Origin of the sequence: Aestuariicoccus sp. MJ-SS9 (assembly GCF_032586235.1) — a bacterium.
Lineage (GTDB): Bacteria > Pseudomonadota > Alphaproteobacteria > Rhodobacterales > Rhodobacteraceae > Aestuariicoccus.
This window is the reverse complement of record NZ_JAWHTD010000011.1, coordinates 17,905-33,078: the sequence shown is the minus strand read 5'-3', so window position 1 is coordinate 33,078 and position 15,174 is coordinate 17,905. Positions and strand designations below refer to the sequence as shown.

Below are 15,174 nucleotides of genomic sequence, written 5' to 3'. Positions count from 1 at the left end.
TAATGGGACGTATCACTCTTGAAAAAGTGCGGAAGGCCTTTGGCGAAGTCGAAGTCATTCCGCCGCTGGACCTGACCATCGAAGACGGCGAGTTCGTGGTGTTCGTGGGCCCCTCGGGCTGCGGCAAGTCCACCCTCCTGCGGCTGATCGCCGGGCTCGAGGACGTGTCGGGCGGCCAGATCAGCATCGACGGTCAGGATGCCACCGAACTGCCCCCCGCCAAGCGCGGTCTGGCGATGGTGTTCCAGTCCTACGCGCTTTATCCGCATATGTCGGTGCGCAAGAACATCGCCTTCCCGCTGAAGATGGCCAAGCTCGACCAGGCAGAGATCGACCGCCGGGTGAACGGCGCGGCCGAGGTGCTGAACCTCACCGACTATATCGACCGCCGCCCCGGCCAGCTGTCGGGCGGCCAGCGACAGCGCGTCGCCATCGGCCGGGCCATCGTGCGCGAACCGGCGGCCTTCCTCTTTGACGAACCGCTGTCGAACCTCGACGCGGCGCTGCGGGTGGGGATGCGGCTGGAAATATCCGAGCTGCACAAGCGCCTGGCGACGACGATGATCTACGTCACCCACGACCAGGTCGAGGCCATGACCATGGCCGACAAGATCGTGGTGCTGCAGGCTGGCGTGATCGAGCAGGTAGGCAGCCCGCTCGAGCTCTACCGCAACCCGCGCAACAAGTTCGTGGCCGGGTTCATCGGCTCGCCGCGAATGAATTTCGTCGAGGGGCCGGAGGCCGCCAAGCACGACGCCGCGACCATCGGCATCCGCCCCGAGCATATCGCGGTGTCGGCCACCGAGGGTGCCTGGAAAGGCAAGGTCGGCGTGTCCGAGCATCTTGGTTCCGACACGTTCTTCCATGTCACCGTCGACGGCTTCGGCGATCCGCTGACCGTGCGTGCGGGCGGCGAGGTGGATATCCACTATGGCGACACCGTCTACCTGACGCCGGATGCCGAGCATCTGCACCGCTTCGACAAGGACGGGATGCGGCTGGCATGACACGGCTGAACGGCAAGGTTACGTTGATCACCGGCGCGGCGCGCGGCATCGGCAAGGCCTTTGCCGCCGCCTATGTCCGCGAGGGCGCGCGGGTGGCCATCGGCGACATCAACCTGGCCGCCGCCGAAGAAGCGGCGGCCGAAATCGGCGACGCCGCCTTTGCCGTCGAGCTGGATGTCACCCGGCAGGACAGCATCGACGCCGCCATCGCCGCGGTCGTGGCCGAGGGCGGCAAGCTCGACATCCTGATCAACAACGCGGCGCTCTTCGATGCGGCCAACATCGTCGACATCACCCGCGAAAGCTATGAGCGGTTGTATTCGGTCAACGTCGCGGGGACGCTCTTTACCCTGCAGGCCGCCGCGCGCCAGATGATCGCCCAGGGCCACGGCGGCAAGATCATCAACATGGCCAGCCAGGCCGGACGCCGGGGCGAAAGCCTTGTCGCCGTCTATTGCTCGACCAAGGCGGCGGTAATCTCGCTGACGCAATCGGCCGGTCTGAACCTGATCCAGCACGGCATCAACGTGAACGCCATCGCCCCGGGCGTCGTGGCCGGCGCGCATTGGGAACATGTGGACAGCATGTTCGCCAAGCTCGAAGGCAAGCCGCCGGGCCAGAAGAAGGCCGAGGTCGAGGCGGGCGTGCCCTACGGGCGCTTCGCCAACCCCGAGGATCTGACCGGCATGGCGGTCTTTCTGGCTTCGGACGAGGCGAATTACATCGTCTCGCAAACCTATAACGTCGATGGCGGCCAATGGATGAGCTGATGAAACTGTCGAACGCCACGCTTTCCGCCCTCCCTCCAGAGGTCAAGCGCCCGACCTACGACCGGTACGAACTGACCCCCGGGATCGTGCATATCGGGCTGGGCAATTTTCACCGCGGCCATCAGGCCTGGTATCTGCACCGGGTGTTCGAGACGGGGCGCGATCACGACTGGGCCATCGTCGGTGCGGGTGTCCGCCCCTACGACGCAGCACAGCGCGAAAAGCTGCTGGCGCAGGATTGCCTGACCACGCTGATCGAGCTCGACCCATCCGGCAGCTCCGCCGAGGTGATCGGCTCGATGATCGACTATCTGCCCATCGAAGAGGGCAACGGGCCGCTGATTGCCAAGATGGCCGAGCCCGAGATCCGCATCGTGGCGCTGACCGTGACCGAGGGCGGCTATTACATCGATCCGGTCTCGGGCCGCTTCGACGCCGCGCATCCCGATATCCAGCACGACGCCGCGCATCCCGACGCCCCGCGCACGGCCTTCGGCGCGATGGTCGCCGCGCTGAAGCGGCGGCGCGACAGCGGTGCGGGGCCCTTCACCGGGCAAAGTTGCGACAATCTGCAAGGCAACGGCGCGATCCTGCGCCAGACCGTGGTGTCTCTGGCCCGGATGTCAGACCCCGATCTGGCCGAGTGGATCGACACGCACTGCACCTTCCCCAATTCCATGGTCGATTGCATCGTCCCCGCCACCGGCCCCAAGGAAATCGCGCTGGCGCGGGGCTTTGGCATCGACGATGCCGCGCCGGTGACGCATGAAAATTTTCGCCAATGGGTGATCGAGGACGATTTCTGCGCCGGACGCCCGGCCTGGGACCTTGCAGGGGCGACGTTCTCGGACCATGTGCACGACTACGAGGCGATGAAGATCCGCATCCTCAACGCCGGGCACCAGGTCATCGCCAACCCGGGCGAGATCCTGTCCGTGCCGACCATCTCGGACTGCATGGCGCACCCCCTGATCGGCGATTTCTTCCGCAAGGTCGAACGCACCGAGATCGCCCCGCATGTCAAACCCGTGCCCGGCATGACGCCCGAGGCCTATGTCGACCTGATCGACAGCCGGTTTTCCAACCCGGCCATTGTCGACACGACCCGCCGGGTGGCCTTTGACGGCTCGTCGCGGCACACCGGGTTCCTTCTGCCGATCCTGCGCGATGGCCTGGCCGGTGGCGTGCCGGTCGAGGGGCTGGCGCTGGTCGAGGCGCTTTGGGCGCGGATGTGCGCCGGCACCCGCGAGGACGGCACCACGATCGAGCCCAACGATCCGTTCTGGGACACGCTTCAGGCGGCGGCGCTGGCCGCCAAAGACGACCCCAACGCCTGGCTGGCGCAGGATCATATCTACGGCGATCTGAAAGGCGAGCCGCGCTTTGCCGAGGCCTTCACGCGCTGGCTGCGGATGATCTGGGCGGACGGCACAGAGGCGGCGCTGCGCAGCTATCTCAGCGCCTGACAACGTCGCGCACGGCCGCGCCGGTCAGGCCGGTAAGGCCCACCTGCGCCATGGCGATGCTCAGCTCGCTGGTCAGAACGCGCCAGAGCTCTTTCAGCCCGTCCTCACCGCCCGCCGCGATGGCGAATTGCAGGATGCGGCCCAGGAAGGTGAAATTCGCGCCCTGCGCATAGGCCTTGAGCACATCCTCGCCCGTCCTGAGACCGCTGTCGTAAAAGAGCGGCATGTCGGGGCCGACCGCCTGGCGGATCGGATCCAGCATGGCGATGGGCGCGGGCGCGCCTTCCAGCTGGCGCGCGCCGTGGCTTGAGACCTGAATGGCATCGACCCCGGCGGATTTGAGCGCCAGCGCGTCCTCGACATCCAGCACGCCCTTGATGACCAGCTTGCCCGGCCACATGTCGCGCAGCCGCTTCAGCGTGTCCCAATCGGCCTTGGCGCGGCTTTCGGTGCGGTCGAAGGCATAGCCCTCCATCTGGAAATTCGCCATCTGCGGCTTGCCCGCCAGCAGTGACGAGATCGACCAGCGCGGGTGCAGGGCGAAGTCCAGGAACTGCCAGGGCCCGATCCGGAACGGCATGGTGAACCCATGCCGCAGCTCGCGCGGGCGGCGGCCGACCTCGGGCACGTCGACGGTCAGGATCAGGGTTTCGTAGCCCGCCGCCCGCGCCCGTTCCACCAGCTTGAAGGTGCCGGTGCCGTCGCCGCTGAAGTAAAGCTGGAACCAGGCGTTGCCCTCGGCCTTTTCGATCAGGGGCTCCATCGCGGTTGAGGCGACGGTCGAGACCCCCAGCGGCACCTTCTCGCGCGCCGCGAGCCGCGCCAGCATCATGTCCGCGCCGGGGCCCGACAGGTTGCACATGCCCATCGGGCTGATCCCGAACGGGGCCTTGGTCTGCCCCCCGAAGAGAGGCACCGACAGCGACCGCTGGCTGACGTCGCGCAGGATGCGCGGGCGGAATTCCAGCGCGTCAAAGGCCGCGCGGGCGCGCCCTGCCCCGGCCTCGCCCCCCGCCGCGCCGTCGATGTAATCGAACACCATCCACGGCAGCCGACGCCGCGCCAGGCGGCGGGCGTCGGCGCTGGAATGGATCGCCGGGGCCAAGGCCCTAGCTCGCGACGGCGGTCATGAACCGGTCGCGGATCACCACCGGATCCTTGGTGATCACCGGCAGCTTGATGTTGCCGCTCTCGCATTTGGCGACGATCACGGTCATCTTCTTGCTGTCGATGGCCTCTTGCAGGACCTTGCCGGTCTCTTCGGCCTGGCAGGTCACGACGTTTTCACAGCCGCAGGCCTTGGCCACGTTTTCCAGTTTGGTCTTCTTGCCTGCATAGGTCGGCTGGTCGCCGGTCGAGCCGTAAGAGCCGTTGTCGATGACCAGCAGGATGTAATTGTCCGCCACGTTGTTGGCGATGGTGGGCAGCGTGCCGAGGTTGGTCAGCACCGACCCGTCGCCGTCGATCGAGATGACGGTCTTGTCTTGCGCCAGCGCAAGGCCGAGACCGATCGAGGACGACAGCCCCATGGTGCCCAGCATGTAGAAATTGCGCTCGTTGTCGTCGATCATGTGCAATTCCTGGCTGGGCAGGCCGATGTTGCAGACGACAAGGTGCGGATTAAGGATCGGCGCGATCTCGCGCAGGATTTCGGAACGGATCATTGGTCGCCGTAGCCTCCCCAGAAATTGGCGTCGGTCAGGATCGCGACGGGCTTGTTGCACATGAAGGTGTATTTCAGGATGTTGTCGAGCTCTTCGACATCCTTCTGCCAGTGGAAGTGGTAGGTCGGGATATGCATCTGCGCCAGAAGCGCCTTGGTGTGCACGGCCATTTCCACCTGGCAGGCCACCGGTTCGCGCAGCTCGCCGCGATAGCTGATCAGCATGGGCAGCGGCATCCGGTAGAACTGGGTCAGGGTGGCCAGCGTGTTGATGGTCACGCCGATGGCGGTGTTCTGCATGATGATCGCGGGCCGCTTGCCGCCCATGAAGGCCCCGGCGCAAAGCCCCATGCCCTCGTCTTCCTTGTTCGAGGGGACATGGTGGATTTCGGGCCGGGCCTCGACCTCGTCGATGACGCCGGCAAGCTGTTTGCACGGCACCGTTGTGATGAACGACACATCGTTGGCCACGAAGTCGTCCACGATCCTTTTGCTGATATCCAAGGTTTGGTCTTCCTATGCTGTGCCTTCGGCGGGATGCCCCGGCAAGGCGAAGTGAAACGGATGAGAATGTGCGGGTGTCAGGGATGGCGCAGGACATGCACCGCGCAGGGCGCGTGGCGCACCACACGCGCGGCGGTCGAGCCCAGCAGATAGTCGATCAGCCCGGGCCGGTGCGAGCCCATGATGATCAGATCCGCGCCCTCTTTCTCGGCGTAGTCGATGATCGTCCGGCCGCTGTGGCCCTTGATCGTGACCGGCGTCACGCCGGGCTGATCCTTCATGCGCTCCTCGAGCCGCTTCTGGACCGCCAGGAAAGACGCGCGCACGGCCTCTTCGTCGAGATAGGCGCTTACCGAGCCCTGCGGCGCCTCGTAGACGTGCAGCGCGGTGATGGTGCCGCCCTCGGACAACAGCTTGCGCGCCACGTCGAGCGCGGTGTCGCCAAAGCCATGATCGAGCGCCATGGGAACCAGGATTTTGGAATACATCGGGCCACTCCTGTCGGTTGGCGGGCGGTCAGCCCGCGGGGTCGAGAATGATCTTCGGGGCCGCGGCGGCCCCGGAACGGATGTCGGCAAAGGCACGCGCGCCATCGGCGAGCGGCCGGGTTTCGGTCCAGTCGAGCGCGCCCAGACGGCCATCGAAGATGGCGGCGGCGGTCTGGCGGAAATCCTCGGCGGTGTAGGTATAGGTGCCGATGAAGGTGATCTCTTGCAGCGTCATGCGCCGCACGTCGAGCCCGCCTTCGTCCTGCCCCAGCCCGATATGGCCGATCACCCCGCCCGGCCGCGCATGGGCCGAGGCGGTGGCGCGGGTGGCGGCATAGCCGACCCCGTCGATCACCAAATCGAACATCGCGTCGGGTTCGAGCTTTTCGGGGTCCACCGCGTTCTGGTCGCAATGCAGCTGCAGATGCGCGCGCCGCGCCGGGTTCGGTTCCAGGATGGTGACGTCGCCGACGCCCTGCGCCGTCAGGCTGAGCGCCGCACCCAGCCCGATCGCTCCGCCGCCGATCACCAGCGCCCGCAGTCCGCCGGGGTCCTCTCCCAACGCCGCCAGCGACAGCCGTACCGTGTGCCAGCCGCAGGCGATGGGCTCGGCCAGCGCGGCCTTGGCCAGCGGCACGCCGTCCGGCACGGTGACGAGGTTGCGCTCGGGCATGGCGACCCATTCGGCAAAGGCGCCCTCGCGCGGGGGCATCGAGATGATCTGCCGCGTGGAACACAGGTTGTCGCGCCCCGCCACGCAGGCCGGACAGGTGCCGCAGGTGACCAGCGGGTTGATCGTGACACGGCGGCCGTCCATCGGCCCGCCGGTGACCACGCCCGCCGCCTCGTGACCCAGGATCAGCGGCGCGGGCCGGCGGTTGTCGTGGCCCAGATAGGCGTGCATGTCCGACCCGCAGATCCCCACCGCGTCGATGCGCACAAGGTGCTCGCCCGCGCCTGGCGTCGGATCGGGCGCGTCGCGGTAGACCAGCGTTTCGGGTGCGTCATAGACCAGCGCTTTCATTTCGCGGTGAACCCTCCGTCGACCATCAGAACCTGCCCGGTGACGTATCCCGACGCCTCCGAGCAGAGGAAAAGCAGCGGGCCGTCCATGTCCGCCATGGTGCCGTTGCGCCCGATGCAGGTCTGCGCCGCGTTGCGCGCGGCGCGGTCCGGGTCGGCGAACACCGCCTCGGTCAGTTCGGTCGGAAAGAACCCCGGCCCGATGGCGTTGGCGGTGATGCCGCTGGGCGACCAGGCCTCGGCCATGGCGCGGGTCATCTGCGCCACCCCGGCCTTGGACGCGCCATAGGCGATGCCGCCGGGAAAGGCGCGCCAGGTCTGCAGCGATGCAAAGTTGACGATCCGCCCCCAGCCCTTGGCCTTCATCGCCGGCACCAGCGCCTGGCTGAGAAAGAACGGCGCGGTCAGGTTGATGGCCAGCGTCGCGTCCCAGCCTTCGGGCGTCACATCGTCGGCGGGTTGGCGGGTGTTAAGCCCCGCCGCATGCACGACGATATCCGGCGCGCCGAAGGGTGCCGCGATGGCCCGGGCCACATCCGCCAGACCGTCGCGGTCCGACAGATCGGCGGCCACCGCCGCCACACCGTCCCCGACCTCGGCCTTGAGCACGTCAAGCGCCTCGGCGCGGCGCGCCACACCCACGACCTGCGCGCCCGCAGCGGCCAGCGCGGCCGCGGCATGACGCCCGAGGCCGGAACTGGCCCCGGTCACACAGGCCACGCGGCCCGTCAGGTCGAAAAGGGCGCGGGGGTCAGCCATCGGCGCTCAGATCGAAGTTTTCGCCGGGGAAGTATTTCGCCAGCCGCACATCGGCGGTGCGGGCGTGGCCCTCCATCCCTTCGAGCCGCGAGATGCGCGCGGTCGCCTCGGCAACGGGCTTGGAGCCTTCGCGGGTGGCGCGCTGCCAGGTGACGATCTTCATGTACTTGTGCACCGACAGACCGCCGGTATAGGTCGCCGCCCCAGAGGTCGGCAGCACGTGGTTGGTGCCGCTGGCCTTGTCGCCGAAGGCCACGGTGGTTTCCTCGCCCAGAAAGAGCGAGCCGTAGCAGGTCAGCCGGTTCAGCCACCAGTCCAGATCCTGCGCCTGCACGGTCAGGTGCTCGGGCGCGTAATCGTCCGAGGTCGCGGCCATTTCCTCGCGGTCGGGGCAAAGGATCACCTCGGCGTAATCGCGCCAGGCGGCGGTGGCGTTCTCGCGGTTCACATCCGGAAGGTCGTCGATCAGCGTCGGCACCAGGCGCATGACCTCTTCGGCCAGCGCGCGGTCGTCCGTCACCAGCCAGACCGGCGAGTTGTAGCCGTGCTCGGCCTGCCCCACCAGGTCGGTGGCCACGATCAGCGGATCGGCGGTGGAATCCGCCAGGATCAGGCTGTCGGTGGGGCCCGCGATCATGTCGATGCCGACGCGACCGAAGAGGGTGCGCTTGGCCTCGGCGACGAACTGGTTGCCCGGTCCGACGAGGATATTCGCCTTGGGCAGGCCAAAGAGACCGAAGGCCATGGCCGCCACGCCCTGCACGCCGCCCATCGCCATGATCTTGTCGGCACCGCAGACATGCGCGGCATAGACGATCGCCGGGGCGACGCCCACGTCAGGGCGCGGGGGCGAACAGGCCGTGATGTGCTTGCAGCCCGCCACCTTGGCGGTGGTCACGGTCATGATCGCGCTGGCGATGTGGCTGTAGCGCCCGCCGGGCACATAGCAGCCCGCCGCATCCACCGGGATCACCTTCTGGCCCGCGATCAGGCCCGGCACGATCTCGACCTCGACATCGGTCATTGTCGATTTCTGTGCCTCGGCGAAGCGGCGCACGTTGTCATGCGCAAAGCGGATGTCGGCCTTGAGCTTTTCCGGCACCAGCGCCGCGGCGGCGGCGATCTCTTCGTCGGTCAGCAGGATGGTGCCTTCGTACTTGTCGAACTTCTTGGCATAGTCCAGCGCCGCCGCGTCGCCGCCGGCCTCGATCTCGTCGAGGATGCCTTGCACCGTCGCAGTAACGTCGGATGCCCCGGATTTCGAGGTCAGCGTCGCTTTTTTCAGGTACTCTCGCGCCATTGAAAGGGTCCTATTTGTAGATGTCTGGAAGGAAGGTCGTCGAGAGCGCCGGGATGTAGGCGATCATCAGCACGACCAGAAGCATGAAGAAGACGAAGGGCACCGCGCGGGCCGCGATCTTGAGGATGGATTCCCCGGTGATGCCCGACACCACGAACAGGTTCAGCCCCAGCGGCGGCGTGATAAAGCCCACCCCCAGCGCCGTGATCATCATGATGCAGAACTGAATCTCGTTCATCCCGATGTTGTCGGCCAGCGGCTTGAGGATCGGCGCCAGGATCACGATGTTGGGCGTGGTTTCCATCACGCAGCCCGCCGCGATCAGAATGCCGATCATCAGAAGGATCAGTACCCAGGGCTCATCCGTGAGGCCTGTGACGGCGGTCACGAAGCCCTGCGGCACGCCCATGATCGCCAGCGCCTCGGCCAGCGGGGCGGAAAAGGCGATGATCGGCAGGATCACGCCGTTGACCTTGGCCGAGCCCAGCAGCATCGCCGGGAAATCGCTCAGTCTGAGGGTGCGCAGGATGAAGCCCATGGCGATGGTCACCACGACGGCGGTCGCGCCCGCCTCGGTCGGGGTCAGTCGGCCCGAGAAGATGCCGTAGAAAATGATCCCCGGCACGATGAACGCATACCAGCCAGATTTCAGCGCCGCCAAGAGGTTCGCCAGGTATTCGCCAAAGGTGATGTTGCCGCCGCCCTCGTAACCGTAGATCCGGTTGACCACGATGTTGGTGATCAGGATCGACACCAGGATGCAGATACCGGGGATCAGCGCCGCCAGGAACAGCGTCGAGGCAGATATGCCCAGCACCAGACCGATGATGATATAGGCGATGGAGGGCGGGATCAGGATACCTGTACAGGCCCCCGCCGCCACCAGCGCGCAGGCATAGGGGCGCGGATAGCCGCTCTCGACCAGGCGGTCGATGGTCATCCGGCCCACGGCGGCGGCCCCCGCCGCGTCCGAGCCCGAGATCGCGGCGAACATGCCGCAGACCAGAACGGTGGCCGACCCGAACCCGCCCTTGGCGAATTGCGTCAGCGCCTCGGCCACGTCGAGGAATTTTCGGCTCAGCCCCGTGCGCACCAGCACGTCGCCGGTCAGGATGAAGAGCGGCACGGCCGTCAGCGCAAAGGCGTCGATGCCGGTAAAGAGGCTCTCGCCCACCGCCGACAGCGGCATGTCGCCGGACATGATCAGCATGGTGATTGCGGCCGCGCCGATGGCGGCCCAGACCGGCACCGCAAGCGCGATGAGACCCACGAACATGATCACCGGAATATAGAAATCCCACCCCAGCTCGACGGTCTGATTGAGTTGTTGCCAAAGCATCGTTCAGATCCTCTCAATCAAACATCTTGTCGCCTTCGTAGACGGGGGTGCCGTCGCGAAGGCTGCGCAGGTCGCGCAGGAAGGATTGGACCAGCCGCAGGATCATCAGGCTGAAGCCCACCGGCACGGCCATCAGGAACCAGACCATCGACACCCGCAGCCCGTGGCTGACAGAGCCGAATTTCCACGAAACGTGCACCGTTTCGAACGACCAGTAGACGGCGATGACGGCGACGATGAACATCACGATGTCGCCGAAGATATAAAGCAGCGCCTTCACGCGCGGCGGCACGTAATGCATCAGAACGTCGATGCGGATGTGCCCGCGCTCCTTGACCGCGACGGCGGCGCCGATCCAGGCGAGGTAGATGAAGGCGTAGCGGACGATCTCTTCGCCCCAGATCGAGGAATAGGCAAAGATTTCGCGGCGCAGCACCTCGATGGCCATGGTCGCGACCAGCATCACGTAGAAACCCAGCAGCAGCCAGCGTTCCGCGTTGCGGTCAAGCGTTCTGAGAAGTGACATGACGGCCCTTTCGGTCAGGCGCGGAACCACGCCAATGGCATCGCGCCGGCGGGCGCAACCCTGTGAAAGACAGAAGTAGCGGCGGGCGCCGCCCCGGGCGCCCGCCTGTCACGATCAGGCGTCGTGGACGTAGTAACGGCCCATGGTGCCCGCAGCCTCTTCGAGCTTGGCGAAGGTCTCCATCGACCCGGCCAGCTCGACCTTGAAGCTGTCCCACTCGGAGTTCTGGTAACCGCCGGCAGCCTGCCATTCGGCCAACTGGTCGTCGCTCAGCGAATGGAACTGGACGCCCGCCTTGCGCAGCTCGGCCATGGCGTAGTTGCGCGCCGAGGGCACCTTGGCCAGGTTCTGGTGACGGGTGATCTCGGCCGCCTCCATGATGCCGTCCTGAACGTCGGCGGGCATCGAGTTGAACCATTCCAGGTTGCACGAATAGACTTGGCTGTCCGGTACCGCCTGGGTGAAGGTCACGTGGCTCAGGATATCCTTGAAGCCAAAGACGTAGAGCGCGCCGACAGAGGGGTCGAGCGCATCGGCCACGCCCTGCTTGATCGCCGAGGGGGTTTCGCCCCAGGCCACCGGCGTCGGGTTGGCGCCAACCATGCGGTAATACTGCTGCAGCATTGCCGAACCGGGTACGCGGAACTTGACGCCATCGAGGTCGGACGGCGTCAGAACGGGCCCGCCGCCACCGGCGCGCAGGGCCACGACGCGCGGGTCGATGTTGACATAGAACAGCGCCTTGAAGCCCGCCGCCTCGACCTTGGGGTTCACTTCCTGCGCCCAGATGTCGGAATGCACGAGGTTGGTGAAACGCTGGTTCGAGCCGCAGAGATACGGCATGTTGATCAGGTCGACCACCGACGCGAAGGGTGCGAAGTTCGACAGCGAATGCTGCGCCGCCTGGATCGTGCCGCCCTGAACCTTTTGCGCCAATGCGCCGCCAGCGCCCAGCTGCCCGCCCGGGGCCAGCTTGACATAGACCTTGCCGTTAGTGGCGTTCTGGATGTTTTCCTTCAGGTCGAGCTGCATGATCGGATAGCTGCGCGTCGCGCCCAGCACATAGGCCGTGGCGATGGTCATGACGTGCTCTGCCGCATTCTCGCGCTCGCGCTCTTCATTGGCGGTCTGCGCCGCCGCCTCGGACGACCAGAGCGTCCCGGCCGCACCCGCGACCAGCGCCGCGGTAAAGCTGCCCATGCCGGCCAGCTTGAGGAAGTTGCGCCGTTCGGCCGACTTCAGCTCTTCGATTTCCTTAGTCAATGTCTTGTCCTCCCTTTGGATTCTGTTGCGCGGCTTTATGGTCCGCTTCTTTTTTGAGAATGGCGACAACGAACAGAACCGCCGCCACCATCAGAACCAGCATTTCACCGATGTCACTTAGAAACGGCTCTCCCGTAGCCGATCCCAACGCCACATTCGCTGCGAAGATTACGAAGAAAATGATAGCGCCGATCAATGCCATAATTCCGTGCCTTTCGTTCCGGAATGCGATTCCCCTTGAATGTAAGCGCTTACATGCTAGTCTTACAAGAGTTTTTTGTAGCACTGGCCGTTTTTTACCGGGATGACTATTCTAACCTTTGGAAAAGACGTTGCAATTGAACAAGATGGGTGACGCAGATGAATGATGGCAGACAGGCACCGACGCTGGCCGACGTCGCCGCGCGCGCGCAGGTCTCCACCGCCACCGTGTCGCGATGCATCAACTTTCCCGACCGCGTTGCCGAAGACACCCGTCAGCGCGTGACCGAAGCGATCAACGACCTTGGGTATTCCCCGAATTTCGGCGCCAGGGTCATGGCCGCGCGCCGGACCATGACCGTGGGCGCGATCATCCCGACGATGGAGAACGCCATTTTCGCCCGCGGTTTGCAGGCCTTCCAGGAAGAGCTGGGCAATCACGGTTACACGCTGCTGGTGGCTTCTTCGTCCTACCGGGCCGATCTCGAGCGTGACCAGATCAAGGCGCTTGTCGCTCGTGGGGCGGACGCGCTCTTGCTGATCGGGCACGACCGCGACCCCGAAATCTACCGCTTTCTCGAAGCCCGCCAGATCCCCGTTCTGGTGACATGGGCCTTTGACCCGGCGGCGCCGCGCCCCTCGGTCGGCTTTGACAACCGTGCCGCGATGCGCGCTCTGGCCGACCGGGTGATCGGCCTCGGCCACCGCAATCTGGGCCTGATCTCGGCCGAGATCGCAAGCAACGACCGCGCCCGGGCCCGCCGCGACGGCATTCTGGATGCGATGGCGGCGGCGGGCCTGCCCCGGGACGCCCTGACCGTGATCGAGACGCCCTACGGGATCGAAACCGGGGCCGAGGCCTTCGATACGCTCATGCAGCGCGACGCGCCGCCCACGGCGGTGCTCTGCGCCAACGACGTTCTGGCAGTGGGCGCGCTGCGGCGCGCGCGCGAGCTGGGGCTTGAGGTGCCGGACGACGTGTCGATCACCGGCTTCGACGATATCGAACTGGCGCAGGTGGCGCTGCCGGCGCTGACGACCGTGCACGTCCCGCACCGCGATATGGGCCGGCGCGCGGCGCGGATGCTGGTGGCCGCGCTCGAGGGCGGGCCTGCGCCGGAACCGACGCTGCTGCAGGCCACGCTGACAATGCGCGACTCGCTCGGCCCGGTGCCGAAGCCCGGCTGACGGGCCGCCCTGCCTCAGGCCTCGTCAAGCACCTTGCGCGCGACGCGAAAGCATTCCAGCGCCTGCGGCACGCCGCAATAAATCCCGATCACATGCAGGATCGCGCGGATTTCCTCGGGCGTGACGCCGTTGTTGATGGCGCCCCGGCAATGGATTTCCCATTCGTGCATCTTGCCCAGCGCGCCGATCATCGACAGGTTCATCATCGACCGCGTCTTGGGGTCGATCACGTCGTCGCCCCAGCCGAACCCCCAGCACCAGGCCGTCATCGCCTCTTGGAAGGGCCGAGAGAAATCGTCGGCGGCGGCAAGGTTGCGCTCGACATACTCCGCGCCCAGCGTCGCCTTGCGCTGCTCGAGCCCCTTCAGAAACAGATCCTCGTCGAATACGCTCATCTCATCCCCCTTCCGACCGGTGTTGCCACTCCTGATAGCGCCCCCAGGCCGTGCGCGCCAGCCGCGTCTGTCGCATAAAGCAAACCGCGAACGCCCCCCGGGCGGGGGGGCGCCCCGTCTGGTGCGAGGTGGACGAATGACCGCCCCCCATCCCTGCGAAACATCGTTGCGGGGTGGCCGGCCAAGGGGCCTTTTCGGTGGACCGTCCAGGTCATTCGGATTACCCGTGGCGTATGACGACCCAGGGCTCACACCAGACGATGCGCTGGCAGCGGGAATGCCGCGCCTTTATCTGGCATCGCAACTGTCGGCACGGGGCGATGGGTCCGGCGGAGCCGAGGGGCGTCTTGGACATCGGTCGCGCCCGGGCCATCAGAGAGCCGAGCAGGCATATCCCCGATCCCCTGCCTTACGACAAGAGCGCCCGGACCTATGTCACGGGGCTCGGCAATGAGGCGTATGACCGCGCGACCGGCCCCGCGAAACATCGCGCCGCCATCGCGCGCGCGGGCGTGGCACCGACGCCGGCACGGGTGGTCGATCTTGCCGGCAGCCCCGCATCGGCGGCCCCGGCGCGCGGCCTGACCCCGTTGACCGGGCGCGACGTCCCCGTCACCGGGCCAGCGGCACGATCCGCACCAAAAAGGCACCTCACATGAGCGGCGAGCGGCGGCAGCGGTATCTCATGTCGTTCGGCCTGGGCGGGCTCTTGGTGAACGAAAGCCTGATCGTCGCCCGGCTTCATGTCGAAGGCGAGCCCTGGAAACGGACCATAGGCCGCGCCATGGGCGAGGGCGCCACGTCCTTGCCGAAGATCGCCTCGAACCGCCGGACCCTGCGCGAGATCACCAACCGGCTCGAGCGGCTCAGCCCCGAAGAGCGCCGCTTTCTGCTGCAAGAGGCTGATCGCACGGACCAGCGGGCGCTGCTCTGGCTGGCGGCCTGCCGCGCCTACCGCTTCGTGGGCGAATTCGCCTTGGAGGTGATCCGGGAGCGGTACCTTTCCTACCAGTTCGACCTGCCGCTCGAGACGTTCGACATCCTTTTCGACGCCAAGGCGGAATGGGATGAGTGGCTGGCCGGGCTCAGCGCCTCGACGCGAAAGAAATTGCGCCAGGCGCTCTTTCGGATGCTGCGCGAATCCGACATCCTGTCCGCGGACGGCCGCATTCAATCAGCCCTTCTTTCGCCGCGTCTGACAGGCCTCGTCCAGTCGGAAACCCCCGGCGAGCTGGCGTTTTTTCCCGGTATTCCCTTGATGGAGCGTAACACGTGAAGCCCG

At 66.1% G+C, this 15,174-nt stretch carries 17 protein-coding genes; 5 read left to right on the top strand and 12 right to left on the bottom strand.

The features are described from left to right. The first annotated feature begins 2 nt into the window (after positions 1 to 2). The 3 genes from RXV88_RS09990 to RXV88_RS09980 are packed head-to-tail and all read left to right on the top strand — an operon-like array spanning position 3 to position 3,243. Complete coding sequence (locus tag RXV88_RS09990; RefSeq protein WP_316292457.1) at positions 3 to 1,007, top strand: ABC transporter ATP-binding protein; 1,005 nt, start codon at positions 3 to 5, stop codon at positions 1,005 to 1,007. After that, positions 1,004 to 1,777, top strand: a complete 774-nt coding sequence (locus RXV88_RS09985) for an L-iditol 2-dehydrogenase (protein ID WP_316292455.1) — start codon at positions 1,004 to 1,006, stop codon at positions 1,775 to 1,777. Before RXV88_RS09990 ends, RXV88_RS09985 begins: the two co-directional genes overlap by 4 nt. Next, complete coding sequence (locus RXV88_RS09980) at positions 1,765 to 3,243, top strand: mannitol dehydrogenase family protein (protein WP_316292454.1); 1,479 nt, start codon at positions 1,765 to 1,767, stop codon at positions 3,241 to 3,243. The genes RXV88_RS09985 and RXV88_RS09980 overlap by 13 nt, the downstream gene beginning before the upstream one ends. Here RXV88_RS09980 and RXV88_RS09975 read toward each other — a convergent pair. From RXV88_RS09975 to RXV88_RS09925, 11 genes are all read right to left on the bottom strand, one after another. Further along, the gene (locus tag RXV88_RS09975; protein WP_316292452.1) at positions 3,233 to 4,348 is read right to left on the bottom strand and encodes an alpha-hydroxy acid oxidase; all 1,116 of its coding nucleotides are present in this window, start codon (positions 4,346 to 4,348) and stop codon (positions 3,233 to 3,235) included. The genes RXV88_RS09980 and RXV88_RS09975 overlap by 11 nt on opposite strands. 4 nt (positions 4,349 to 4,352) lie before the next feature. Next, complete coding sequence (comE, locus tag RXV88_RS09970; protein ID WP_316292450.1) at positions 4,353 to 4,907, bottom strand: sulfopyruvate decarboxylase subunit beta; 555 nt, start codon at positions 4,905 to 4,907, stop codon at positions 4,353 to 4,355. After that, complete coding sequence (locus RXV88_RS09965) at positions 4,904 to 5,410, bottom strand: thiamine pyrophosphate-binding protein (protein WP_316292449.1); 507 nt, start codon at positions 5,408 to 5,410, stop codon at positions 4,904 to 4,906. Before RXV88_RS09965 ends, comE begins: the two co-directional genes overlap by 4 nt. 77 nt (positions 5,411 to 5,487) lie before the next feature. After that, positions 5,488 to 5,898: a universal stress protein gene (locus RXV88_RS09960; protein ID WP_316292448.1), complete on the bottom strand. Its 411-nt coding sequence runs from the start codon at positions 5,896 to 5,898 to the stop codon at positions 5,488 to 5,490. Between the two features lie 28 nt (positions 5,899 to 5,926). Further along, on the bottom strand, positions 5,927 to 6,922 hold the full coding sequence (locus tag RXV88_RS09955; protein ID WP_316292446.1) for a zinc-dependent alcohol dehydrogenase: 996 nt from the start codon (positions 6,920 to 6,922) through the stop codon (positions 5,927 to 5,929). Next, on the bottom strand, positions 6,919 to 7,680 hold the full coding sequence (locus RXV88_RS09950) for an SDR family NAD(P)-dependent oxidoreductase (protein WP_316292445.1): 762 nt from the start codon (positions 7,678 to 7,680) through the stop codon (positions 6,919 to 6,921). Before RXV88_RS09950 ends, RXV88_RS09955 begins: the two co-directional genes overlap by 4 nt. Next, entirely contained in the window at positions 7,673 to 8,980 is a 1,308-nt protein-coding gene (hisD, locus tag RXV88_RS09945) for a histidinol dehydrogenase (RefSeq protein WP_316292444.1), read from the bottom strand. The genes RXV88_RS09950 and hisD overlap by 8 nt, the downstream gene beginning before the upstream one ends. A gap of 10 nt (positions 8,981 to 8,990) precedes the next feature. Further along, a complete protein-coding gene (locus RXV88_RS09940) occupies positions 8,991 to 10,319 on the bottom strand; it encodes a TRAP transporter large permease (protein ID WP_316292442.1) in 1,329 nt (442 codons plus the stop codon). 13 nt (positions 10,320 to 10,332) lie between these two features. Continuing rightward, positions 10,333 to 10,845, bottom strand: coding sequence for a TRAP transporter small permease (locus RXV88_RS09935; protein ID WP_316292440.1), 513 nt, complete (start codon positions 10,843 to 10,845; stop codon positions 10,333 to 10,335). Between the two features lie 114 nt (positions 10,846 to 10,959). Then, positions 10,960 to 12,045 carry a TRAP transporter substrate-binding protein gene (locus RXV88_RS09930; protein ID WP_410468817.1) on the bottom strand — a complete coding sequence of 362 codons (1,086 nt, stop codon included), beginning with the start codon at positions 12,043 to 12,045 and terminating at the stop codon, positions 10,960 to 10,962. A 55-nt stretch (positions 12,046 to 12,100) separates the two neighbouring features. Continuing rightward, on the bottom strand, positions 12,101 to 12,310 hold the full coding sequence (locus RXV88_RS09925) for a hypothetical protein (protein WP_316292434.1): 210 nt from the start codon (positions 12,308 to 12,310) through the stop codon (positions 12,101 to 12,103). Positions 12,311 to 12,468: 158 nt separating this feature from the next. Between RXV88_RS09925 and RXV88_RS09920 the strand changes: the two genes are divergently transcribed. Then, complete coding sequence (locus RXV88_RS09920; RefSeq protein WP_316292432.1) at positions 12,469 to 13,497, top strand: LacI family DNA-binding transcriptional regulator; 1,029 nt, start codon at positions 12,469 to 12,471, stop codon at positions 13,495 to 13,497. 14 nt (positions 13,498 to 13,511) lie between these two features. On the opposite strand, the gene RXV88_RS09915 is transcribed toward RXV88_RS09920, so the two are convergent. Next, positions 13,512 to 13,892, bottom strand: a complete 381-nt coding sequence (locus tag RXV88_RS09915; protein ID WP_316292431.1) for a carboxymuconolactone decarboxylase family protein — start codon at positions 13,890 to 13,892, stop codon at positions 13,512 to 13,514. A gap of 655 nt (positions 13,893 to 14,547) precedes the next feature. Between RXV88_RS09915 and RXV88_RS09910 the strand changes: the two genes are divergently transcribed. Further along, positions 14,548 to 15,168 carry a DUF1819 family protein gene (locus tag RXV88_RS09910; protein WP_316292429.1) on the top strand — a complete coding sequence of 207 codons (621 nt, stop codon included), beginning with the start codon at positions 14,548 to 14,550 and terminating at the stop codon, positions 15,166 to 15,168. Positions 15,169 to 15,174: the final 6 nt, after the last annotated feature.